We start from the raw sequence: 20,754 nt of genomic DNA, 5'->3' as shown, positions 1-20,754 counted from the left end.
AGTTCTGCCAATCTGAACATTGAGCCGGGTTCTATTCATTGCAGGCGTAATTGAACTACCGGTCAACAGCCGCTTCATGCAATGCCCTCCAGCTCTGCTTTCCAGCGTCTTTGCACTTTTCCTGCAGCTGTCACCCTTTCAGCACCAAGGAACAAAGCCAGCTCTCTTATCGAATCGGCGCACTGTTTCACAATTCCTGCCGAAAAACTGATGCCCGGTTCTTCAAAGACCGAATTGATTTTCAACCTGCCTGTACTCCTGTCAAATTCTGGATCGATTCTTCCAATCAGCCTGTCGCCGTGAAGGATCGACATGACATAATAGCCATGCTTCCGCAAAGCTCGCGGAACATATATCTCCATTTTGAATTTATAGTCAAACAGCCGCGACGTCCTCTTTCTGTCTATAATCAGATTGTCAAAGGGGGACAGGAGTGTTGTCCTTCCCTGCCAGTGCCTGTCTATATCACCGAGGATGACTGCATCATCCGAGTGGATATACCACCTGTCATCCAGCGAATGGCTGTTTTTAATTATTCTGGCTTGTGCCACGGCCCCGTCCTTCACCATTCCATTTAACAGCTTTTCCAGATGCTTGTATCTTCTGGGAACGAAGTGTGAAGCAATTTCAGCTGCTGTGGCCACACCCATAGCCTTCAATGACTTCTCTATGCAAATCCTCTCCACCTCTTCTTCCGTGAGCTCTCCACGCGGAGTCCAGGCAGGCAGTACTCGTTCGGCAAGGTCCCAGAGTTTCTGCCCGCCTTCCAGTCTCTCCGCCACCATAACCTGCCCTTTGTAGAGCAGCAGTTCAAGCATCCTGTTTACGTTTCTCTCATTGCTCCATCCTGTTGATTTCCACCCAATGTCGGACTCGTCTTCTATTTCCCTTGATGGAACTGGTCCGCGTTTTTTCAGTGCCGTTTTAATCCGCTTTGCCAGTCTTTCGTTGCTCTTCATCCAGCTCAGAGTCTTCTCATCATATGCGTTGTTGCTGTTTGCATAATCTTTCATCGCCCTGCGGTATACGGGATAATCCTCTGTCATCACAATCGATGCTGCGTGTGCGCGATACTCGAAAAGGCGCCTCTCTTTCCACAGGAGTCTGTTCAGACTGTTCTTGTCGAAATTGCCGATTCGGCTCCAGAGGACAAGAAGCGGATTTCTTGCTACAGTGCTTATCGGGTCAATCTGCAGGTAGCCGATATCCCGCATCACGCCCATTATTTTATCGTCGACTGAGTCATCGCTGCTGTGTCCGGGCTGCGATAGGTGCTGCTTGATGACGGCAAGCTTCCTTGCATTATCGATTGAAATTTTCAGTTCTTCAGTCATGAGTGGCCGTCCATCTGATTGAAACAGCTCGCAGTTGCGTTACAGCGTGAGCAGCATGTACAATATGAGCATAATTGCTATGATGAATGAGATAATTCCAGTCGAAACCTCGCCAACCGCTGAAGGCGCGTAATTGCCAGCCTCAATACTTTTCCTGTTGCTGAGAAAACTCCGCAGCGCTAGCAACTGCATGAACCCCCCTGCAAGAACCAGCGCTATTCCAATCGCAGAAGAAAGATGATACGAAGTCGTAGGAGCGCCTGGAACGAGCTCCTTGATGATTATCCCGAATTTGGCCACAACAAAACCGAGTGCAATTACAGTTATCCCTGTGCGCACCCATGCAAGGTATGTCCTCACATTTGCCATGTGGTCAGTGACGTTCGACCTTCCGCCGCTTTCCATAATCACCAGAAGGAACGCGCCATCATTATTGTTTGCTATTGTGGCTGACATCGGGCAGGTGGCAGCACATTTAATGCCGCACGTCAATCATTTCCGGGCAGGTTGGCTCTTGTCCCTGACTTCAATTTTCTTTATCTGCTTCTTACCGCTTCTGTTTCCGGATGCGGCATCAAATATGTCTATGAATGCAATCTGAGCATCGATAAAAGATCTTGCTGTAAGCAACATCTCCTTCTGGGCATTCCTGAATTCCCTGAGTGCCCTGGAATTGGTCGGAGGGGCAGGCAGCACTGATCTCAATGCAGACAGTGTGCCGATGCCAGCCCTGTACGCATGCTCAATCAGTTCTTTTGTTTTTTCTTCCAAGAGATCGCTTTCCTTTCTTTCCGGCATTTTCCTCCTCCGTAAATCTGATTGAAAGTACACCGTCGGATATTTCCGCAGATGAAACTTCCCTTCCATACAGTCCGAGCGGCAGTGCAATCGTGTTCCTGTACGGACCGATGTTGACTATGATAGCGTCTCGCGTGGTATATAACTCTAGGCTGGCAATGTTCGTGAATGGCACCTTGAGCTTTATTGTCGTCGTTCCACCTTTTGACACAATCTTCAGCGGATTCTCCCGGCTGAATATCTCCGACGGATCAGAATCAGAGAAAAGCTCGTCTGCCAGCCTGCGCACTGATTCTTTGCCAACAACCTCGAGCGTAAACTGGTGAGCGTAGAAAATTTTCAGCCCGGAAAATACTTCCTGAACCATGGAAAGGTACTGCTCCTGCTCCTTCAATTTCATCGGATCCGCGTTTTTTGCATTCCTGTCATACACTCTGTTCACAATGAGTGCCTCAACGTTGAGATTGTACAGTGAAAGATACGTGTAGGCCCGCATGGTCTCGCTGATCACCATCTTCTCAGGATTCGTCACCAGGCGAACGGATGTTATCTCGGGATTCGTCAGCAGTTCCCTGACATCCTTTATCCTGAGATTGAATTTTTCGAATTCGTGCATAGCCTCATCCGACGGGAGAGGTATCGAAATGACTTTTCCCACAGTCACTCTGGCCACTTTGACAAAATTTTTCATCACGCCGTAAAAACGCTGGAAATACCAGTCTGCCACATCAGGAAAGCTGAGCAGGCGCAGCGTGTCAGCGGTAGGTGCAGTGTCAACCACCACAACGTCGTATTCGTCATTTCTGTAGAAGCGCTCAAGATAAAACAGTGCAGCAATGAATTCCATTCCGGGGAAGATCGCCATCTCTTTGGCAGAAATTTCATCCATTCCCTGCGACGTGAAGAAAGTGAAAATGTATGTTCTGATGTCGTTCCAGTTTTCTTCGAGTTCCTTGAGTATGTCAATTTCCAGACCGTCCAGGTTGTCGCCGATATTTTTTATCGACGGCCCGATTTCCACATCCACGCTATCCGACAGGCTGTGAGCAGAATCTGTGCTGATTATGATTGTCCTCAAACCTTTCTCGGCACATTTGAGCGCAGTAGCCGCTGAAACGGAGGTTTTTCCGACACCTCCCTTGCCCGTGTAAACCAGTATCCTCAAAGGCTCACCTCAATCCTTCAGTGCTGCCTTCAACCTATTATATTTTCCCGTGCTTCTGAGCAGCTTCGTGCACAGCAATCCGTACAGCTGATTTCACTCTTCATGCTTGTGTTAACAGGTCACACTGCTAAACGCTTAAATTGCAGTCTGAGTTTTGCACGATCCTTGAAGAAGGTCGTTCATTCGGTGTTTCCACAAGGCAGGCGCAAACTGCCGGAGTTCGTATACTTCGCCGTTACCCTTTCCTTGATGACTGTCGCTGCCCGTGCAACAAATAATATGATCATGACAACGATATCTCCATTTGCCAAACATTCACTGGGATTCAGCAATGCTGTTGTCGGTCTTCTGGCAGCATCTTCTTTCGTGGCAACCTTTGCCGCAACATCCTATCTGAACCCCAGGCTTGTCGGAAAATGGCGAAGGAGGGCTTTTATTGCTTCCAATGGTGCGATCGCACTAGCCCTTCCGCTCTTCTACTTTTCCACATCCACTACAGTCTGGCTCATTGCTTCCTTCGCGGGTTTTGCGAGTGGAATCGTCATGCCAAATCTAATCACGGCCGCATCCACGGCTAAAGACATGAAGTCGACCGAGCGGCTTCTGGCGCTCTATACCACCAGCCTCAGTGCAAGCCTTATCATCGGCCCGTTCATAGAAACCCGGCTGCTCAGTTTTGTAGATTACAGGACAGTTTTCCTGTTCTTCGATGTTCTCGCAGTCGCAGGTTTCTTTCTTTCAATGGTTGTTGATTTCCCTGAAATCAGGTCTGAATCACGTGGCAGGACTGCACTTGGTAGCAGCGGCTTCATCTCCTCTCTCCTTGCGAATTCGACTTACAGCATACCATTTGCAGCCATTACAACATTCCTCGCAATTTACGCAATAGAAAAATTCAGCGTTTCGAGCAGTGCCGCGTATCTGTCATTCATCCCGTTTTTCACCGTTTCCTTCATAACGCGACTTGCAATAATGATTGTTCCACAGAATTCACTCAAGCCGTTCTTTGCCGCATCTGTGACGATCACGCTCGCGGGCCTGATTGGAATGGCGTTTTCTCCGTCATTCACTTCATTCCTGATCGTTATGGCTCTGCTTGGCTTCCCTCATGGCTCCATTTACCCGATGTCAACAATTATGATTGCCCGCGGTACAAAGAGGGAAGAGAGAAGTGCGGTGAATTCCTACTTTCTCGCGTTCAATAACATCATTTTCGCTGTTGTGCCGTTCATTGTCGGTGCATTATCGGCGGTCATCGGACTCGGCAGCGTCTTTCTGCTTCTTACCGTACCTGTGGCACTCATGGCCGGCATATTTCTCGCCAGATTTGGACGGGATCCCATTCTCACCGGCGAGTCGGCACAAACTGCAAGCTGAGCTTTCGAAATTTCAATTGCTTTTCCGTCTCATTTCTGAGGATGTTCGTGTTAATGCTGTTCATAGCGCAATTGCGGTAAGCTGACTCTCAGGTTCCTGAATTTCGCGGCTGCATGATGCTGCTTCCATCAACTGCTTTACATCCGTCGCAGCGCTCATCACGGTATCAGAGCCTATTTCGCCCTTCTGCTTCTTCTCCTGTTTACAAAGAGTGCTGCAACCGCTGCAAGGGCCAGACCTCCGACAGCAGCAATCGCGTATGCCAGAACCGGAATAGTGCTCGCCTGCACTTTGCCCGCGACTATAAACTGGTGCAGATAGGGCCACCAGTAAGAGGCAAGCGGCATGTCCCATATTGCGATTTTGAGCACGCCGTCAGATTGAAGGGCGATAAATCTCGCCGAAACGGAATAATTCTGCAGAAGGGCTCCGGTGTTGACATTTACAGTTATGAGGCCAACGCCGAGTTTCGAGTGAGGAATCGTGGCGTTTGCGTAGCCCAATGCGGCAGCAAAATTAAACGACGGTGAAGCGTAAGTGCTCATGTCGTAAAGTGTATTCACAGTGGTGTTTGCAAGTTCTGTGAAATTCCAGATTGGATTCCAGGTAGCTATGTCAACAGTGAGTTTCTTGCCCTCCTTGTGGAGTGCGTCTGCAAATGCTGTCAGGAACGACGCATAGGCGCCGGCAACCGATGCGTTTGCCATCTGCGTCGGTTCAAAATCGATGTTGTATCCTGTATATCCCGCCCATTTAGCCTTTGAAACAGATTTGGTGATAAAATTCGACGGATGGTCGATGACGTATTCGATGTCACCAAGATTCGCGCTTATGATCATCGGGTACGTCTGAAGACCGAAAGATTTTATTCGGCCGGTGACGTTGCTTACGCCAAGAATGGGCCCGAAGTATCCCTGAGATCCGAGCATATAATGTTCATACGACACACCGGTCAAATCACCCCTGTGACTGCCGATAGACTGCAGGTCTGCACTGACATTCTCTCCAGTAATCTCCAATCCCATCCAGACTATCGCGCTCCTGCCTGCACTTGGCGCGGTCGCTGGTCTCGTACCGGCATGCACAAGTCCAATAGATGGGGTAAATACAATCATGACGATCAATATGAAAACACCCAAACGTCTGCTGTTCATCGCTGCGGTAATCGCTCAGGTTTATCTTATGTATGTGCCAGAATGGCCTTAAATTTTGTAGATAGCAAATATTGTTTAATAACCAACTGCCTATCCATGCCGGCTATCATTGTGATGCCATGGCAAACAGGCGGAAGCCGGTTGAATGGAGAGGAAGACGCTCGCTCGATCGACCGAAATGAAAGAGCGCAGTATTGCTTATAGGAATAGGATGGGCAGTATACTTTCCGCCATCGGTTGGGGCTTCCATAAATTCCAGAGATGCTGTCCCTGTTGTCCTGCTGATAGGCACCTGCATCGGCGGTTCCTGCACATTCGGCCTTTGCCTCTCTCTTGCAAGATGTGTGCTCAGGGAGGATGCCGGGTTTCACACCTATCAGGCGCTCAGCTGCTGGTGCTTATCGCCGCTGTTCGTCACATCGGGCGCACAGTCCTGCCGACAGTGCATATCTGCAGGTGTTTGACATCGCCCTGAGGCTCGAACATGGGCAGTGCATCCATGTTTTGACCAAACTGATGACACACCTGACTGACGGAGGCAGATTCAATCCGACTCGAGGACCTGCAGTATTTCTCTCGTTACTTCGTCAAATGGCAGACTCGCTGTTATTTTGGCAAGGATGTCTTTCTCAAAGTAGTAGCTCACCAGCGGTGCGGTTTTCTCCCAGAATGTCTTTATTCTGAAGCTGGCAACCTGTGCGTTGTCGTCGGATCTCAGCTCCAGCCTCGTTCCGTCTCTATCGCAGACGCCGTCGACCTTCGGCTTGTATTCCGATATGTTGTAGACGGCGTTGCAAGCCGGGCAGATACGCCTGTTGATTATCCTTTCCACGAGCACATCTTCCGGTGCATCGAAAAACAGCACCTTGTCAAGCGTGACTATTGAATCGAGATATTCTGCCTGTTCTATTGTGCGCGGGTATCCGTCAAGAACGAAACCGTTCCTGTGCTCTCTCAGGCGCTCTTTCAATATGGCGTTGACGACTTCATCAGCGACCAGTTTGCCGTCATCGACATAATTCTTTGCTGCAATGCCCAGTGTGGTCTTTCTGGCAATCTCGTCCCTCAGCATGTCGCCTGTTGCCAGCCACGGCAGCGAGAATCTGCTCGATACAATAGATGCCTGTGTTCCTTTTCCGGCACCGGGCGGGCCTAGAAAGACCAATCTGGTTTTCACATCCTCCCATCAATCCGGGAATTAAATAATTTGTCCAACCTCCGGCGGGTGCACAGGCCGGTGCTTTCACAGGCCGATGTGCATCGTGGCCAGTATGCCTATGAATGCTGCCGGTATTATCAATCCCACTGCAAACGCACGCTTATTCCACATGAATACTTTTGAACCGTCCAGTGGGGGGAATGGAATCATATTGAAGAGACCAAGCCAGGCGTCAAGGAACGAAACATATGCAAAATAATCGAAGAGGAACGGATTGCCCTGAACCGCAACTGCCAGCATCAGGAACACGGCCGAAAATACGTCGTTGGTCATGGGTCCGGCCAGACTGACGGTACCGTTTTCCCTGCGGTTCAAGTTCCCCGATATGTATACCGCACCGGGCGCCGCGAACAGCAGACCGAAAAATGAAGTTATCAGTGCAAACAGCAGGCCGAATCTCGACGATCTGAATTCCGCCCATGCGCCGTATTTCTGCGCAACGTATTTGTGCATGAGTTCGTGAAACAGGAAACCTGTCAGAACGGCAGTCGCGGAAACCAGCAGGTAGCCGCCTATAGACGCCAGATGCTGCATGCCTCCGAGCATGATTGTAAAGGCAGCCATGAGAACAACCATTGCGAGCAGCAGGTGCCCGATCTCCTCCCTGCTGAACCTTACGCTCCTCTTCGGAACGTAATAGTAAGGTGTTCCGTCGCTTCCTGTTCCGTGTTCCATGTCAAAACTGTACGTGTAGCTGTCTCTTCTGCTCATATTTCAGGCACGTCTCCTGTCCGGTCAAAATATGTGTCGCACATTCAGTGTTCAGTACTCCAGAATCGCATTGTATCTCACGTTTGCCGAGCCAAATGCGGTGTAAAACGTCAGTGTCAGTTCTGCCGGAAGGACTGCGAGTCTGATATCGTTGCTGCTGCCGAAATAGGTGGCCGTAAAATTGTGTCCCGCGTAACTGTAACTGACTGTCAGGTATATTGAGGATGAGGCGTTGTAAATGAGCGTAAGATATCCCGAATACCTCACCTGCAGGAGTCTCACTGCCTTTCCGAACGACGAAATATTCACACGGTCGTTGGTTGCCAACTTTGCGAACTGCCCCATCTGTACAACCGACACCAGATATGCCGTTGAAATAACAAGAACCACTATTATCAGGGACAGTATGCCGAGCAGCGCCCTGTTGCTCCTTTTTGACATCGTTTGTGACAATAACTTTGGATCGTATATAAACAATAATGTTTTGGACGTGCTCGCGGATGCAGGACGATTACATTATTTAGGTACGGGTGCGATGCCGGAATGTGGCTGACCGGATTGTCATGCATGTGGACCTGGATTATTTCTATGCACAGTGTGAAGAGCTGAGGAATCCGGAGCTGAAAGGCAAGCCGACGGTTGTGTGCATATATTCCGGCAGAACGGAGGACAGCGGCGCCGTCTCCACTTCAAATTACGAAGCGAGAAAACTTGGAATCCGCTCGGGCCTGCCTATAGTTGCCGCAAAGCGGATGGCAAACAGCGACACGAAGTTCATCCGCGCGGATCTCGACTATTATGATGAGGTCTCGGAGAGAGTCATGGCTATACTCCGTGCCTTCTCCGGCGTCATGGAGCAGGCAAGCGTAGATGAGGCGTATCTTGAATTGACAGGCACGCTCGACAGCATTGAGCAGGCACGACAGAGAGCCATGGAACTGAAGGCTGAGATACTGAGCCGTGAACGCCTCACCTGCTCTGTCGGTGTCGGCCCGAACAAGCTGATCAGCAAGATGGCAGCCGGGATGATAAAACCTGACGGACTCACAGTGATAAACGAGGAAGACGTCCAGTCGTTCCTGGAGCAGCTGTCTGTTGGAAAACTGTTCGGTGTCGGCAAGGTCACTGAGGGAAAATTGAACAGCATGGATGTGCAGACGGTCAGAGATCTGCGTCTTATCGAGCTCAGACAGCTGCAGCGCGAATTCGGAGTAAGCATGGGCTCCTGGCTCTATAATGCATGCAGAGGGATTGACGACGAGCCTGTGAAAGACAGAAAGCGCGAACAGTACGGGCGAATTGTAACCCTGAAGGAGGATACCAGAGACCGAACTATTCTGGAAGAAAGAGCTTCCGCTCTGTTGACGGAAGTTATTGCCATGGCAGACAGAGACGGCATTGCATTCAAGACAATCTCGTTTACCGGCATCATGGAAGATCTTTCCACCAGAACAAAGAACAGGAGTCTGCAGGATTTCATGTCCGATGTCGTGATGAGCAGGCGCATCCTGGTGCACCTGATTGATGATTTTCTTGCCGAGCACGAAGGAAAACTGCGGCGCATCGGCGTAAAGATATCGAATCTTGCCGAGAAGAAAGGCCAGAAATCCCTTTCAGATTTCGTGTAATTAAATAGGGAGTTGAAAAACGATTTGATACCGTTCCTTCTGCCTACAATCGCCGTGCTTTCATTCGTGCCTGCCCTGTTCATGCTCTATCATTCGCTTTCTCCGTACACTTGGCCGAAGTCAGACATCGCATATTTTGAGGACGCAAAGGTTTTCGGACTCGTTGCAGTCGGCCTTGTTGTTGGAGCTGTCCTCTTCTTTGTTGAGTTGCCTTTTTCTGCCGGCGGATTCATCATATCACTGCTCTTCCTTGTCTTGGAGCAGCTCATTGTTCTCGTCATAGTGAATTTTCCCAGAGTCAGGCGCAATGGCGCGACGCGTTTTTACGGGCTGTCGCTGGGAACCGCCATGGCAGCAGGGCTGATCATGGGTCAGTACGCTGAGTTGTTCAGGCAGAACTCCATCGACTTTCAGGTCTTCTCCGTGCTGCTCATTTACAGCGTCGGTCTGGAGCTGATAGGCGGAGCTACGGGAAGCATAATCGGCTATGCTGTGGAAAAGAGTGCGGTTCACTACGGAGTTGTTGCTGCCGTGGCGCTTCAGGCGATCTTCGGTTTCCTTGTGATACCTGTATTCTCGTTTGCACCGTCCGTGATCACGATGGCGTTCGATACCGGCGCACTGCTGTTTGCGCTTCTTGTTCATTCATATGTTGTTCTGAAAATATTGCCGCGTTTCACCGTGGCACGGGTCAGCGAGAAGAAGAAAAGGCTGATTTGAACAGACCGCAGGGCCAATCGTCCGCCCCCGGAACGGTTAGGCTCATCTGACGATTTCGTAATGACCGTCCCTGTGAGCTGTAATCCTGCCGCTTTCGAGCAGTTTGGCAATCAGTCTCTCTGTCCTGTCTGCCCCGAGCTCCATCCACGCTGCAAATTCTTCGCCTGAGAATGCCTTCCGCGCCGAAAGGAAACTGTCCAGGCTGCGACTCCTTTGTGGACGGCGGACAGTTCGTTCCGCCACACCCTTCCCGTCGCCGTTTTTCTTCTGCCTGCCGGCGGCTGAAAATGCGCCGGAGCGTGCGTTAATCTTAAAGACAGCATCCATGGCCATCTCCCTGTCTCCGCCGCTGTAGTACACAGTTGCTCTGTCTGCGTGAATCGACGTGCTGCAATGCGAACACCGCGTGGTTGCCACACCTTCGGCGCAGATCTTGGCCAAGCCGCATTTTGGGCAAGCGATTACCTGCACCAACTGTCACGCCGCCTTTTCAGTCGTCAAATGTGAATACGACGGACGCAAGGCATGCGCCGTAGTGGTCAAGCGGTATATCCAGCTCTTCGGCAACATACGTTATCTTCTTGAATCTTATGCGCCTCAGCTTGGCCATCTCGTCCATTTTCCATTCGAGTATCTGTGTCATATTCTTCTTCGTGCCATGCATGTGTCCTTCCGCGACATAACCGCCCTGTCCGTCAGCCCTGAAGCCGTAAGCGACACCCGCGGATATTGTCTCGCCTTCGCCCCCGCGCATCTGGGCAAGAACGCAGTGTGTTACCATACCTCTTGGCAGATCCCTCTTTGGTATTTTTCTGATGCCAACCGGGAGCACCGAGGACACAGAGACGAGATTCTGTTCTCCTATCCCTGCAAGGATCAGCGCCTGATCAAATGCATTCAGATCTGAAACTTTGCTGACTGCCTTGCCGGAGGTCACGAAAAATTTTGTTGGAACTGGAAACATTGCAACAGCTCAATTCGTCCCAGTTCTTAACACTTTTTGTTTTCAGCTAACAATTGCAGTCTCTGCCGTGACTCTCAATGCATCGCTGCCGCCTGCAGTTGCTTAACGAGTCTCATTGCGACGACGGCGGTCATTCTGCAGGCAGATCGCTCAGACTTCCCGGAGAAGGCTGAAGATCAAATTCTTTCATGAATGCATCAATGAGCGCCTGCTGTACTAAAGTGAAATCTACGCTGTGGCCGAGGACTTTCTTTGCAGATGTGATCGTCGATGCGCTCATGCCGCATGGATTGATGAGCGCAAAACCATCGAGATCGTTGTTCAGGTTAATCGCCAGCCCGTGAAAGGAAACCCATCGTTTCACAGCGATGCCGAGCGATGCTATTTTCCTGTCGCCGATCCAGATGCCCACCGGATCGAGTCTCGCCTCTGCATCAATACCCGTAGCACTCAGCGCCGCAACGCCAGCGCGTAGCATTCCCTGAACAAGCCTTCTGACTCCGATGCCGTTTTCCGTGAGGTTGATTATCGGGTATGCGACCAGCTGACCGGGGCCATGGTAGGTGCCCTCCCCTCCCCTCTCAATCGAGAAAACCGGCACGTTGAGTTCCGGCAGCTCATCCCTGTATCCTCTACCGAACGTGATTACCGGCATGTGTTCCGTGACAACCAGCGTATCGTATATGGAAGAATTCTGCCTCAGGACTAGTAGTCGGCGCTGCAGATTCAGCGCGTATGCGTAATCTGTGAGGCCGATATTGAGAACATTGCACTTCCTGCGGAATTTTTCACTGTCCACGGCATATTCGCTCTGCATGGTATCATCATTTAATGAAAATATGTGTCGGTTTTTTTTCGGCAACTTCGGCCGCTTCCATGATCATCTCCGGAAGCGTCGGGTGCGGATGCACTGTCAGCGCTATGTCTTCCGCGGTTGCTCCCATCTCTATTGCAAGCGCAATTTCGCTTATCAGCTCCGATGCCTCACGCCCGACAATCTGCGCACCAATGACTGTATCGTATTCTTCATCGATCACGAGTCTGACGAACCCCTCTGTATCCCCGAGGGAAAGCGCTCTTCCCGAGGCCGCATAGGGAAACTTTACCGTCTTTGTCTTTATGCCTGCCGCAACGGCCTGTTCCTGAGACATGCCTGCCGCCGATATCTCCGGATCGGTGAAGACGGCTACAGGCATGACCTTCTGATCCATCGCGGACGGCAGGCCGCATATTGCTTCGGCAGCGACATGCCCCATTGCTGTTGCCCTGTGTGCAAGGAACGGCGGTCCGGTGACATCGCCCGCCGCATAGACCCAGTCAGAGCTTGTCCTGCACCGATCATCCACTGTAATGAATCCCTTTGCGTCTGTCGCGACGTTCGCATGTTCGAGCCCGAGCGTGCCTGTCGCGGAGCGTTTGCCCACGCTGACCAGGACGACATCTGTTGCGATGTCGACAAGACTGCCGTCATGCTTCCTGACGGAGGCGACCGCGCCTTCTTTCTTCCTGCCGAGCGATTCCACTGTCGAGCCGGTGAACACGGATATTACCAGTCTTTCAAGACTCTTCATGACAACACGGAGCACTTCCTGATCGGTGCCCGGCATTATCTGCTGCATGACTTCGACGATGCTGACCCTGCTCCCCATTTTCGCGGCCGCGACGCCGAGTTCCAGTCCTATATAGCCGCCGCCTACGACAAGCAGTTTTTCCGGAACCTTGTCGAGCGACAGGAAATCCCTGGCGTCGATGACTGTCTTGTGATCGAATGGGAGAGAAGGCAGTTCGCTGAACACCGTTCCGGTGGCGATAACGGCGTTGGCACACGCTATCTTTCCGTGTCCCTCCACATCGATTTCGCCTCTTCCAGCCAGTTTCGCTTTTCCGTGCATAGTCTGAACGCCGTTCGATCGGAGGAGTGCGGACACCCCCTTTGTGAGCTTCGCCACAACTGCTTCCTTGTACTGCTGCATTTTTGCCATATTCACGTCCGCCTTGCCCGCGTCCACAATGCCGCTCTCACCAAGCGCTTTGAATCTGCTTATCGTGTCCGCCGCCTGTATTATTGTCTTGGAGGGAATGCATCCGAAGTTGAGGCACTCGCCGCCTATGCTCTCCTTTTCGACTAGCAGAACCTTCCTGCCGAGCTGCGCAAGCCGTATGGCGCACGGATAACCTGCAGGGCCACCCCCAATCACAACAACATCATATCTGTCCATCAGAATTCCAGCTTCATCAGGAACGGATGCTCAAGGTACTCTATCAGCCTGTTACCGAACCGTGCGGCCACCGCCCCGTCAACTATTCTGTGATCGCAGGCAACGGTGAAGTACATCATATCCCTGATTATGATCTGCCCATTGCGGACCACCGGCCGCTGCTGGACCCTGTGTATGGCGAGTATTGCGCTTTCCGGGTAGTTTATCACCGGGGACGAGAGCAATCCGCCTATGGGGCCGACATTGGTAATGGTAAACGTGCCTCCCTGCACCTCAGGAAGAGACAGACTCCCTGCCCTTGCCTTCGATGCGAGTTCCTCCACCTCTTTAGCCAGCTGTTCAATGCTCTTGGTGTCCGCATCTTTTATGTTTGGAACGATGAGCCCGGCTTCTGTCGCAACAGCAACTCCTATGTTGTGATGCTTCTTAAGCACAATCTCGTTTGTCTTCTCGTCGTATGATGCATTGAGATACGGGAACTCCTTCAGCGATTCCACTGTCGCCTTTATTATGAACGGCAGAAAGGTGACCTTGACACGATCCCCATACTTTCTTGCCAGTATGTCCCTCGCATGGACTATGCTGGTCATGTCCACTTCGTCAACATAGCTGAAGTGCGGTATGTTTCTCTTCGATTCGGCCATTCTTTCGAAGATCCTGCGTCTTATGCCTTGAACGGGTATGCGCTCGACCGCATCATGTTGTTCTGGTACGCGGCCGGCGGTTGTCGCTGCTGCGCCTGTGCTGCCTTTCTTTGCCGCAGCCTCCACGTCCTCGGTGGTGACCCTGCCTGAAGGATCTGCAGGTTTAACCGTTGAAATGTCGACGCCAAGTTCCCTCGCCCTCTTCCTGACAGCCGGCGTCGCCCGGATGTGTTCCGCTGTACTCTGTGAACGGGCCGCCTCTCCGGCTGACGCGCGTGCAGGTGTGGCAGGCTCCGGTTTCTTCTCCTTCGGCGCACCGGTTTCCTCTTCGACCTCAACCTCCATTATCACTTCGCCAACTTTGACGACTCGTCCTTCCCCGGCATTCAGCTTCAGTATCTTGCCGGTGAACGGCGAAGTCATTTCGACATTCACTTTGTCGGTCATTATTTCGGCGAGCGGCTGGAATTCCCTGACGCTCTCTCCCTCCTTCACAAGCCACTTTCTTATCTCTCCCTCTGCTACACCTTCGCCGACATCTGGCAGTTTAAATTCTTTCTTCAATCAAATCACTCTTCAGTAGTTGACTGACTTTCTGATGTATTCAAGCACTCTCGCCGCATCCGGCATAAAGACGTTTTCCCATGTATAACTGAATGGTACGTCGAAACCCGAAACCCTGTAAATCGGAGCACGCAGGATGTCTATGGCTCTTTCCGCAACGAGTGCGGAAATCTCTCCTGCAAAACTTCCGGTCTTGTTCGCCTCATTCACGACAATCAGCCTTCCCGTTTTGTTCACGGATGCAAGCAGCGCCTCAATATCGACTGGAACGAGCGTTCTCAGGTCCACGACCTCGGCGGAAATACCCTCTTTCGAAGCCTCTTCTGCGGCCCGGATGCATGTGTGAACGGATGCGCCGTACGACACGAGTGTTACATCCTTTCCTTCCCTCACCGTCTTTGCTTTTCCGAGGGGCACAGTGTAATGCCCTTCAGGCACTTCCTCCTTGAACGACCTGTATATACGCTTCGGTTCCAGAAAGAGGACGACGTCCGGATCCCTCATCGATGAGATGAGCAGACCCTTCGCATCATACGGCGTCGACGGCGAAACCACTTTCACACCAGGTGTATGGGTGAAATACGCCTCGGTGCTCTGTGAATGGTATATACCGCCCTTGATGCCTCCGCCGTAAGGTGTCCTGATGACCATCGGCACGGAATATGTCCCTCCTGATCTGTACCTGATTTTCGAGGCTTCGCTTACAATCTGGTCAAAACCGGGATATATAAAATCCATGAACTGTATTTCCGCAACGGGTCTCATTCCGTACATCGCCATACCCGTGGCCACGCCGATTATCCCAGCCTCATTTAGCGGCGCGTCCATGACCCTCCCTGCTCCGAATGCGTCTATGAGTCCCTCTGTTGCCCTGAAGACGCCGCCGTCTCTTCCGACATCCTCTCCTAACAGGACAACCCTGTCATCGGCTTCCATCTCCGTGCGCAAGGCATCGGTGACTGCCTGAAGCAGCGTTTCAACGACCATCAGGCTCACTCTCCTCTGTAGTTTCTGCCGTATCTTGCAACCGTCTCATCCTGTTGCTCTTTCAAGTTCCAGGGCATCTCCTCGTATACATTCTCAAAAATCGACTCTATTGGCGGCTTCCCTGTCCTCTCCGCGACCTTCACGGCCGATCTGATTTCCGCATCTATTTCGCCGACGAGTTCCTTCTCCTTTTCCTCGTTCCAGAAGCCCTTTCTGATGAGATATCCCCTCATTCTCTTAATCGGCTCCTTTTTCATCCATTCCTCCACTTCCTTCTTGTCCCTGTATTTCGTCGGATCGTCAGAGGATGAATGCGGGCCTATCCTGTACGTTATTGCTTCAATCATGGTGGGTCCGCCTCCCTTTCTTGCCCTTTCCGCGGCCCTTTCTGTCGCGGCATATACGGCCAGTATGTCGTTGCCGTCGACTCTTTCTGCCGGTATGCCATATGCTATAGCCTTCTGTGCGAGCGTTTCCGCTCTCGTCTGTCTCTTTGTCGGGAGTGATATTGCGTAGCCATTGTTCTGGCAGAACATGACAACAGGCGCTTCGAACACGCCGGCAAAGTTCATGCCGCTGTGAAAATCATTCTCCGAAGTTGCGCCGTCTCCAAAATACGTGAGCGCTATGTCGCCCGTCTTTCTGATCTTCGCAGCCATGGCCATTCCCACCGCATGCGGAATCTGCGTTGCTATGGGACTCGAGGGCGTAACTATGTTCTTTTCCCTGGAGTTGAAGTGATTGGGCATCTGTCTGCCCTTGTTGTAGTCATTTTCATTACCGAACAGCTGGTTGAACAGCTGCAGCACGGTCTCGCCTCTCAAAAGGAGTGCACCAGGTTCACGGTAGGCAGGAAAAATCCAGTCGCTGTCTCTGAGAGCCGCCGTTGAGCCCACGCTGCACGCCTCCTGCCCTCCCGCACCGATGTAGAAACCTATCCTCCCCTGTCTCTGGAGTCCCATTGCTATGCTTTCAAACATCCGGACGGTCTGCATCACCCTGTACATGCGGATGAGCTTTTCCCTCGGAATCTCGGGTTCCAGCTCCTTTTCGAAGTTACCCTCATTATCTATTATCTGAAACAGTGCTGTACCCATTTTGAGTTTTGTTTCCATCGAACTTTTCACCTTTTCATGTTGGCTGCAATATACTCATGGAATGTGTTTGATGATCCAGCGCCGACAGCGGGGCTGGCACGCAGAACCCCCTCGAAGAACAGCTCTCCAGCCCGGTAGGAACTCCTGACGAGCGGTCCGCTGGCGACCATTATAAATCCCATACCTCTGGCAGCTTCGGCGTACCGATCGAATACTTCTGGCGGAATGTATTCTGAAACAGGAAGATGCCAGTCGGAGGGTCTCAGATACTGACCGAGTGTGACCGCATCTACGCCCCTCTCCCTTACATCATGCAGTGCGTCGATTATCTCGTCAAAGGTCTCTCCAAGGCCCACCATGAGTGAAGTCTTCGTAACTCTGCCGGAGGCCTTCTTCAAGTATTCCAGGACATCAAGACTCTGATCGTATGTTGCTCTTCTGTCTCTGACAGAGGGTGTGAGCCTCCTTACGGTTTCCACATTATGCGCAAGAACATCCGCGCCTGAAGCTATGATATTGTCCAGAGCGTCTCTGTCTCCGCCAAAGTCCGGCATCAGCACTTCTACGAGTATGCTGCTGTTCAGTCTCTTTATCGAGCGCACTGTTTCGGCAATATGGTTTGCGCCACCGTCGGATAGATCGTCTCTGTCCACGGATGTCAGCACCACATACGTAAGACCGCTGCCGGCAACCTGTGCCGCCACCTTCTCCGGTTCCCCAGCATCGAGAACTCCGTGAGGATTCCCTGTGCTGACGGCGCAGAATCTGCACCCCCTGGTGCACATATCGCCCATGAGCAGAATAGTGGCGGTACCGCCAGTCCAGCATTCAAATATGTTTGGGCAGCGCGCTTCCTCGCAGATAGTTTTGAGACCAAGTTCCCTGAGGCCCTTCTTGAGTCCGGCGTAGCGCCCGTTGGATGCCAATGTGACCCGCAGCCAGTCCGGCTTTCTGTCGTTAACCATCATTTATTTTCGATCACATAATCTGCTGATGCCTTATACTTTTAATCCAAGCGACGTGTTGGCAAGTCAGGCTTTGGCACAGCGGGGTAAACCAGATTCGTGTTTAATGGCCATGAACCAAAGGGTGCCTGCTTCAACTCCGCAAAAATTTTCAGCAGGAGATGCACAAACTTGACCGTGCATGCGCGCCATCAGTGCTGTTGAACACAGGCAATTATCGTTTTTCCTCCCATAAGCATTTTATATGGATTGTTTTTACTAACACGGGTCCAACGGGCGTGTCAACACATGGCAGATAAATCAAAGTCAGCATCCAGGAAGGTAAAGGACAAGTGGAAGGAGAAATCCTGGTTTAAAATTTATGCTCCTGAAATGTTTAATTCAATTGAGCTTGGCGAGACGCCCGCAACGTCGCAGGAGGATCTGAATCAGAGAACCACTGAGGCCACTGTTCAGGACCTGACCGGTGATTTTTCCAAGATGCACATCAAACTGAGGTTCAAGGCGGATTCGATAAAGGGAAATGAGGTTCACACTCAGTTCATAGGCCACGATCTCACAAACGATTATGTGCGCAGGCTCACAAGAAGGAAGAGAACCAAGACAGAGCATGTTGTCGATGCGGTGACCAAGGATGGCTTCACAGTCAGGCTTAAGCCGATGGTAGTGACGGAGCGACGTATTCAGTCGGCCCAGGAAACATCCATAAGGAACATAACGACGAGTCTGGTCAAGAGCAGAGTCTCAGGCATGATGCTTGGAGAACTGGTCAAGGCGATCGTCGCTGGAGATCTTGCCAAGGAAATAGCAGCATCGACCAAAATCATCATACCTATGAAGAAGGTTGAAATCAGGCGCAGCGAGATCATCGCATTACCTCCGGAAGGTTTTGTCATTCCTCCATCTCCTGCTGCGGCAGAACAACCCCCGTCTGAAGAGCCCGTGAAACCAGCGGAACAGGATGCGGAAGAACTTCCCTCATCGCAGGAAGTGCCTGCACCTGCGCCTTCGCCTCGCGCCGAAGAAGAGATTTCTCCGGAGGAAATAATCGACAACTCTCCGAAGAGAGAGTGACGTAATTTTTAATTCCGCTTCACTTTCCCCCGTACGCTGCCGGGGTAGCTCAGACTGGCGGAGCGTCGGACTCATAGAGATGCGCATCTGCCCTTGGGAAATCCGAAGGCCGCGGGTTCAAATCCCGTCCCCGGCACATAACCCACAGTTTAAGTTGTAAAACACCTATATCCCTTCGTGCGAAAAAGGCCTGCAGAACTGAACTAGAGCTCAGTTTATGAGTTGATCTCCTGGCAAAGTCCATACTGAGGAGCGCGCCGGAGAGCGTCAAGGCGGGCCCTCTCGAAAGCGTCCTGTCTGAAATTCTCAAGAACCCTCAGCTGAGGGATAAGTTCGTCGAGGAGCTGAGGACAAGGCAGTCATGAACTAGCCGTCCAGATTCATGCACGAAACTCCTCTCCCCATTTCGTGTAAAATAGGCAATCCGGAGAGGTTTTTATTTAAATAATCAATCCTGAAAATGCCTGCATTTCACATTTGAACTACGAATATTCGAGCATTATTATAGTGCGATAAAGAGTGAGACTTACTGTCTTCTCTGCGCCTATTCCTGAACTCTCAGCTTAAGTTTTTCCATATCTCTTACCAGGTCCACTTTCTCAGAGAGTGCCTTGAGTTCAACCCTGACATTCGATATCTCTGCCTTCAGTGTGCCTTCCACCCGCGATATATCGGACCTCACGGCCTTCAGTTCTCCCTCAACCTTATTGAACTCAGGCAGGGAGAAACTCTTTATTCCCTCCAGGATTGATTTCTCTCCAGGCATAGTTACAGCTATGTATGAGCGGGATAAAACCCTATCGGGAGAAAAGGTCCTTTTTGCCGCATGGCAAACGCTTCACGCAGGAAAGTGTGATGAAGTCCGGATCCCGGCACCAAACTTTTAGGTATTCAGGTGCCGGCCGCACGATAGATGCCGTATATGCTTGACAGAACAAGCAGTGGTTTGGTCCCCTAATCTGAGACAATGTTGACTTGTAATGACTCATGCGATCTCTGTACATTTTACTTTCCATTTCTGATACATCTCCCTCGGTGTCTTGTACCCTATTGCTGAATGAATACGTTCGCTGTTGTAGAACGCCACAAATCTGTTGATCGTTGCTTCGGCATCGCCGAAGCTCTCGAACTCGAATCTCCTGATCACTTCCCTCTCGAGTATGGAGTTGAAGGACTCGATATGCGCATCCTCCTTCGGCGTCTGGGGATGGATGCGTTCATGGCCGATGTTCATCATTGCCAGGAACTCCTCTACGGTGTTGCAGACGAGCTGTGTACCGTTGTCGTTCCTGATCCTCATGCTGTCTATCTCGCCAATACCCCTGTCATGGAATGCATGGAACATCGTTTCACGGACATCTCCGCCGTTGCAGTGGAAGCCGAAATAGTGCTTCACGGCCTCCCTGGTGAAGCAGTCGATGAATCCGAGGAAGTATGCGTTCCTCTCCTCGCCGGCAATCCAGACATACTTTATGTCCACCTCCCAGACCTGGTTCGGCGCACTGACAATCACTTTGGATTCCACCACTCTGCTGACGGGGCTGCGTCTGTTGTATGAATGGTTAAGAAGACCGTTCCATGCCATCAGCCTGCGTACTTTCTTCCTGTTTATCACAAAGCCCTCACGCTGCAGGTGCTTTGCCACTTTCTTATAACCGTAGCAGACGAATTCCCTTGAGAGCAACTCCTTCATCTCATCAACCACCTGCCCGTTTGACAGATAGACGAATGCCCCATCCACGGTCTTTCTGAGTGTGATTTCGGAATACCGCCTTCCCTTCCTGGAAGGCGAGTGCACAGGTGTTCTGTAAAGGGCGCATCTCGGAATGTGCAGAAGACTGGCGGCCGCGGTTGAGCTGATGCCTCTTCCAACGTATTCCGATGCCAGTGTGCTCATCTCTTTTCCATCCTCCTTTTTTTTAATGCTTCGCTGAGCATCTCCACTGTGAGATCCTTCTCTGCAAGGAGCTTCTTCAGCCTTGAGTTCTCCTTCATCAGTTTCCTGAGGCCTGGTTCCATTCTTCTGTAGTGTGATTTGAGACCGTCGACTCCGAATGTGTCGTAGGATGCCTTCCAACGATAGTACATGGCAGGGTCGATGGAGTATTTCCGGCACGTTTCGACGACAGATCCC

The 20,754-nt window shown here is 51.3% G+C and carries 23 protein-coding genes and 1 tRNA gene; 5 read left to right on the top strand and 19 right to left on the bottom strand.

The window, feature by feature from the left end; genetic code table 11:
• Nucleotides 1–74 precede the first annotated feature (74 nt).
• Genes KIS30_08855 through KIS30_08840 form a run of 4 tightly spaced genes read right to left on the bottom strand, consistent with a single transcriptional unit; the run spans nt 75 to nt 3,297 of the window.
• Complete coding sequence (locus KIS30_08855; protein MBX8646848.1) at nt 75–1,334, bottom strand: winged helix DNA-binding domain-containing protein; 1,260 nt, start codon at nt 1,332–1,334, stop codon at nt 75–77.
• Between the two features lie 39 nt (nt 1,335–1,373).
• A complete protein-coding gene (locus tag KIS30_08850; protein MBX8646847.1) occupies nt 1,374–1,790 on the bottom strand; it encodes a DUF202 domain-containing protein in 417 nt (138 codons plus the stop codon).
• 36 nt (nt 1,791–1,826) lie between these two features.
• Nucleotides 1,827–2,105 (bottom strand): hypothetical protein, encoded by a 279-nt coding sequence (locus KIS30_08845; protein MBX8646846.1) that lies wholly within the window; start codon nt 2,103–2,105, stop codon nt 1,827–1,829.
• Nucleotides 2,077–3,297 (bottom strand): ArsA family ATPase, encoded by a 1,221-nt coding sequence (locus KIS30_08840; protein MBX8646845.1) that lies wholly within the window; start codon nt 3,295–3,297, stop codon nt 2,077–2,079. The genes KIS30_08845 and KIS30_08840 overlap by 29 nt, the downstream gene beginning before the upstream one ends.
• A 249-nt stretch (nt 3,298–3,546) precedes the next feature.
• Here KIS30_08840 and KIS30_08835 point away from each other — a divergent pair, with 249 nt between their 5' ends.
• Entirely contained in the window at nt 3,547–4,674 is a 1,128-nt protein-coding gene (locus KIS30_08835) for an MFS transporter (GenBank protein ID MBX8646844.1), read from the top strand.
• A 173-nt stretch (nt 4,675–4,847) separates the two neighbouring features.
• Here KIS30_08835 and KIS30_08830 read toward each other — a convergent pair whose 3' ends face one another.
• The 4 genes from KIS30_08830 to KIS30_08815 all read right to left on the bottom strand — a co-directional run bounded on the left by KIS30_08830 (nt 4,848) and on the right by KIS30_08815 (nt 8,199).
• Nucleotides 4,848–5,828 (bottom strand): hypothetical protein, encoded by a 981-nt coding sequence (locus KIS30_08830; GenBank protein MBX8646843.1) that lies wholly within the window; start codon nt 5,826–5,828, stop codon nt 4,848–4,850.
• A gap of 544 nt (nt 5,829–6,372) precedes the next feature.
• Nucleotides 6,373–7,005, bottom strand: a complete 633-nt coding sequence (locus KIS30_08825) for an adenylate kinase (GenBank protein ID MBX8646842.1) — start codon at nt 7,003–7,005, stop codon at nt 6,373–6,375.
• A gap of 66 nt (nt 7,006–7,071) precedes the next feature.
• A complete protein-coding gene (locus KIS30_08820) occupies nt 7,072–7,758 on the bottom strand; it encodes a site-2 protease family protein (protein ID MBX8646841.1) in 687 nt (228 codons plus the stop codon).
• A 51-nt stretch (nt 7,759–7,809) separates the two neighbouring features.
• Nucleotides 7,810–8,199 carry a hypothetical protein gene (locus tag KIS30_08815; protein ID MBX8646840.1) on the bottom strand — a complete coding sequence of 130 codons (390 nt, stop codon included), beginning with the start codon at nt 8,197–8,199 and terminating at the stop codon, nt 7,810–7,812.
• Nucleotides 8,200–8,303: 104 nt separating this feature from the next.
• Between KIS30_08815 and dinB the strand changes: the two genes are divergently transcribed.
• Together dinB and KIS30_08805 are read left to right on the top strand one after the other, a co-directional pair.
• Complete coding sequence (dinB, locus tag KIS30_08810; protein ID MBX8646839.1) at nt 8,304–9,386, top strand: DNA polymerase IV; 1,083 nt, start codon at nt 8,304–8,306, stop codon at nt 9,384–9,386.
• Nucleotides 9,387–9,398: 12 nt separating this feature from the next.
• Nucleotides 9,399–10,106 (top strand): hypothetical protein, encoded by a 708-nt coding sequence (locus KIS30_08805; protein MBX8646838.1) that lies wholly within the window; start codon nt 9,399–9,401, stop codon nt 10,104–10,106.
• A gap of 42 nt (nt 10,107–10,148) precedes the next feature.
• On the opposite strand, the gene KIS30_08800 is transcribed toward KIS30_08805, so the two are convergent.
• The 8 genes from KIS30_08800 to lipA form a co-directional block, all read right to left on the bottom strand.
• Entirely contained in the window at nt 10,149–10,466 is a 318-nt protein-coding gene (locus KIS30_08800) for a hypothetical protein (GenBank protein MBX8646837.1), read from the bottom strand.
• A 130-nt stretch (nt 10,467–10,596) separates the two neighbouring features.
• On the bottom strand, nt 10,597–11,070 hold the full coding sequence (locus KIS30_08795; protein MBX8646836.1) for a pyruvoyl-dependent arginine decarboxylase: 474 nt from the start codon (nt 11,068–11,070) through the stop codon (nt 10,597–10,599).
• A gap of 130 nt (nt 11,071–11,200) precedes the next feature.
• On the bottom strand, nt 11,201–11,887 hold the full coding sequence (gene lipB, locus KIS30_08790) for a lipoyl(octanoyl) transferase LipB (protein ID MBX8646835.1): 687 nt from the start codon (nt 11,885–11,887) through the stop codon (nt 11,201–11,203).
• 7 nt (nt 11,888–11,894) lie between these two features.
• Nucleotides 11,895–13,289: a dihydrolipoyl dehydrogenase gene (gene lpdA, locus KIS30_08785; GenBank protein ID MBX8646834.1), complete on the bottom strand. Its 1,395-nt coding sequence runs from the start codon at nt 13,287–13,289 to the stop codon at nt 11,895–11,897.
• Entirely contained in the window at nt 13,289–14,497 is a 1,209-nt protein-coding gene (locus KIS30_08780) for a 2-oxo acid dehydrogenase subunit E2 (protein ID MBX8646833.1), read from the bottom strand. Before KIS30_08780 ends, lpdA begins: the two co-directional genes overlap by 1 nt.
• Before the next feature lie 12 nt (nt 14,498–14,509).
• Complete coding sequence (locus KIS30_08775; protein MBX8646832.1) at nt 14,510–15,484, bottom strand: alpha-ketoacid dehydrogenase subunit beta; 975 nt, start codon at nt 15,482–15,484, stop codon at nt 14,510–14,512.
• Between the two features lie 5 nt (nt 15,485–15,489).
• Nucleotides 15,490–16,599 carry a pyruvate dehydrogenase (acetyl-transferring) E1 component subunit alpha gene (pdhA, locus tag KIS30_08770; protein ID MBX8646831.1) on the bottom strand — a complete coding sequence of 370 codons (1,110 nt, stop codon included), beginning with the start codon at nt 16,597–16,599 and terminating at the stop codon, nt 15,490–15,492.
• Nucleotides 16,600–16,607: 8 nt separating this feature from the next.
• Nucleotides 16,608–17,549, bottom strand: a complete 942-nt coding sequence (lipA, locus tag KIS30_08765; GenBank protein MBX8646830.1) for a lipoyl synthase — start codon at nt 17,547–17,549, stop codon at nt 16,608–16,610.
• Nucleotides 17,550–17,834: 285 nt separating this feature from the next.
• On the opposite strand from lipA, the gene KIS30_08760 reads away from it, so the two are divergent.
• Nucleotides 17,835–18,620 (top strand): 30S ribosomal protein S3ae, encoded by a 786-nt coding sequence (locus KIS30_08760; protein ID MBX8646829.1) that lies wholly within the window; start codon nt 17,835–17,837, stop codon nt 18,618–18,620.
• A gap of 38 nt (nt 18,621–18,658) precedes the next feature.
• A tRNA-Met gene (locus KIS30_08755) sits at nt 18,659–18,756 on the top strand.
• A 408-nt stretch (nt 18,757–19,164) separates the two neighbouring features.
• On the opposite strand, the gene KIS30_08750 is transcribed toward KIS30_08755, so the two are convergent.
• The 3 genes from KIS30_08750 to KIS30_08740 form a co-directional block, all read right to left on the bottom strand.
• Nucleotides 19,165–19,386 carry a hypothetical protein gene (locus KIS30_08750; GenBank protein MBX8646828.1) on the bottom strand — a complete coding sequence of 74 codons (222 nt, stop codon included), beginning with the start codon at nt 19,384–19,386 and terminating at the stop codon, nt 19,165–19,167.
• A gap of 219 nt (nt 19,387–19,605) precedes the next feature.
• Nucleotides 19,606–20,517, bottom strand: a complete 912-nt coding sequence (locus KIS30_08745) for an IS3 family transposase (GenBank protein ID MBX8646827.1) — start codon at nt 20,515–20,517, stop codon at nt 19,606–19,608.
• A partial coding sequence (locus KIS30_08740) for a transposase (protein MBX8646826.1) occupies nt 20,514–20,754 on the bottom strand: 241 nt, incomplete at its 5' end. The genes KIS30_08745 and KIS30_08740, both read right to left, overlap by 4 nt.

The organism is Candidatus Sysuiplasma acidicola (assembly GCA_019721035.1).
GTDB classification, from domain to species: domain Archaea; phylum Thermoplasmatota; class Thermoplasmata; order Sysuiplasmatales; family Sysuiplasmataceae; genus Sysuiplasma; species Sysuiplasma acidicola.
This window is presented reverse-complemented; position numbering and strand designations above follow the sequence as displayed.

Bases quoted from the DNA above. Each gene is read 5' to 3' on its own strand.
- KIS30_08830 (MBX8646843.1), bottom strand. From the start codon at position 5,828: ATGAACAGCAGACGTTTGGGTGTTTTCATATTGATCGTCATGATTGTA.
- KIS30_08850 (MBX8646847.1), bottom strand. From the start codon at position 1,790: ATGTCAGCCACAATAGCAAACAATAATGATGGCGCGTTCCTTCTGGTG.
- KIS30_08820 (MBX8646841.1), bottom strand. From the start codon at position 7,758: ATGAGCAGAAGAGACAGCTACACGTACAGTTTTGACATGGAACACGGA.
- KIS30_08855 (MBX8646848.1), bottom strand. From the start codon at position 1,334: ATGACTGAAGAACTGAAAATTTCAATCGATAATGCAAGGAAGCTTGCC.
- KIS30_08750 (MBX8646828.1), bottom strand. From the start codon at position 19,386: ATGCCTGGAGAGAAATCAATCCTGGAGGGAATAAAGAGTTTCTCCCTG.
- pdhA (MBX8646831.1), bottom strand. From the start codon at position 16,599: ATGGAAACAAAACTCAAAATGGGTACAGCACTGTTTCAGATAATAGAT.
- KIS30_08775 (MBX8646832.1), bottom strand. From the start codon at position 15,484: ATGGTCGTTGAAACGCTGCTTCAGGCAGTCACCGATGCCTTGCGCACG.
- lipB (MBX8646835.1), bottom strand. From the start codon at position 11,887: ATGCAGAGCGAATATGCCGTGGACAGTGAAAAATTCCGCAGGAAGTGC.
- lipA (MBX8646830.1), bottom strand. From the start codon at position 17,549: ATGATGGTTAACGACAGAAAGCCGGACTGGCTGCGGGTCACATTGGCA.
- lpdA (MBX8646834.1), bottom strand. From the start codon at position 13,289: ATGGACAGATATGATGTTGTTGTGATTGGGGGTGGCCCTGCAGGTTAT.
- KIS30_08815 (MBX8646840.1), bottom strand. From the start codon at position 8,199: ATGTCAAAAAGGAGCAACAGGGCGCTGCTCGGCATACTGTCCCTGATA.
- KIS30_08795 (MBX8646836.1), bottom strand. From the start codon at position 11,070: ATGTTTCCAGTTCCAACAAAATTTTTCGTGACCTCCGGCAAGGCAGTC.
- KIS30_08835 (MBX8646844.1), top strand. From the start codon at position 3,547: ATGACTGTCGCTGCCCGTGCAACAAATAATATGATCATGACAACGATA.
- KIS30_08745 (MBX8646827.1), bottom strand. From the start codon at position 20,517: ATGAGCACACTGGCATCGGAATACGTTGGAAGAGGCATCAGCTCAACC.
- KIS30_08760 (MBX8646829.1), top strand. From the start codon at position 17,835: ATGGCAGATAAATCAAAGTCAGCATCCAGGAAGGTAAAGGACAAGTGG.